Raw genomic sequence first — 1,543 nt, forward strand, 5'->3', positions numbered from 1 at the left:
GGGTGTGCGTGGTGGTTTGAGAACTGGAGAGTGGACGCGAGCAGACGCCATCCGTTCGGCGGGTGGTGTTTGCTGTCGATTTCGATTCGAACTCATTAACTATTGTTTTGGTTGTGTTCGTTTCGATCGTTTTGTGATCATTTTGATGTGTTGATTTGTTGTCTGGGAGTCCAGTGCAGTGTTTTCGGGCTTCGCACGGCCGTGTGTTGTGTGTTGTCTTGAAGGGCGTATGGTGGATGCCTTGGCAGGCAGGACCGATGAAGGACGCGACGGGCCGCGATAGGCCTCGGGGAGCCGCCGAGTGGGCTTTGATCCGAGGGTTTCCGAATGGGGCAACCCACCGGCAGTAATGGGCCGGTACCGTGCTTCGGCGCGGGGGGTACGCAGGGAAGTGAAACATCTCAGTACCTGCAGGAGAGGATACTCCGTGAGTAGTGGCGAGCGAAAGCGGATCAGGCTAAACCTCATGCGTGTGATACCCGTCGGGGGTTGCGTGTGGGGTGTTGTTGGGATCGCGTGTGCCGGCTCCGACGGGCCGGCCGGTGGTGATAAACGGCGTGTGCGAGGGGAACCGGGTTGAATACCGGGCCGTAGAGGGTGAGGGCCCCGTACCCGTAGGCGCATGTCCCGCCGATCGCGACTCCCGAGTAGCGCGGGTCCCGTGGAACCCCGTGTGAATCCGCCCCGACCGTGGGGCAGGCCTAAGTATTCCTGTCTGACCGATAGTGAACTAGTACCGTGAGGGAAAGGTGAAAAGCACCCCGGGAGGGGAGTGAAACAGTCCCTGAAACCGTGCGCCTACGAACCGTCGGAGCCTCCTTGGTGGGGTGACGGCGTGCCTATCGAAAAATGAGTCTGCGAGTCAGTGGTGCGTGGCGAGTATAAGCCGTGTGGCGTATGCGTAGCGAAGGCGAGTCTTAAAAGGCGTTTGAGCCGCGTGTCCTGGACCCGAAGCGGGATGATCTAGCCCTGAGCAGGTTGAAGCGCGGGTAAGACCGTGTGGAGGACCGGACCCACCTGGGTTGAAAACCGGGGGGATGACTTGGGGCTGGGGGTGAAAGGCCAATCAAATTCCGTGATAGCTGGTTCTCTCCGAAATGCATTTAGGTGCAGCGTCGGGTGATTGCATCCGGGGGGTAGAGCTACTGGATGCTTGCGGGCCCTTGTGGGGTACCAACAGCAACCAAACTCCGAATACCCGTGATGTGTATCCCGGCAGTGACCCGGCGGGGGATAAGCTTCGTCGTGGAGAGGGAGACAGCCCAGACCGTCGTCTAAGGTCCCCAAGCGCGTGCTAAGTGGGAAAGGATGTGGAGTCGCATAGACAGCCAGGAGGTTGGCTCAGAAGCAGCCATCCTTGAAAGAGTGCGTAACAGCTCACTGGTCTAGTGGTTCCGCGCCGACAATGTAGCGGGGCTCAAGCACGCCACCGAAGACGCGGCAGTACTTTGGTACTGGGTAGGAGAGCGTCCCACGGGGGGCGAAGCGGCGGCGCAAGCCGGCCGTGGATTCCGTGGGAGTGAGAATGCAGACATGAGTAGCG

At 59.9% G+C, this 1,543-nt stretch carries 1 rRNA gene; it reads left to right on the top strand.

Annotated features, from left to right (window positions below):
• Nucleotides 1–209 precede the first annotated feature (209 nt).
• Nucleotides 210–1,543, top strand: a 23S ribosomal RNA gene (locus BG22_RS09685); the annotation flags it as partial.

The organism is Bifidobacterium sp. UTBIF-78 (genome assembly GCF_006408945.1).
Taxonomy (GTDB): domain Bacteria; phylum Actinomycetota; class Actinomycetes; order Actinomycetales; family Bifidobacteriaceae; genus Bifidobacterium; species Bifidobacterium myosotis.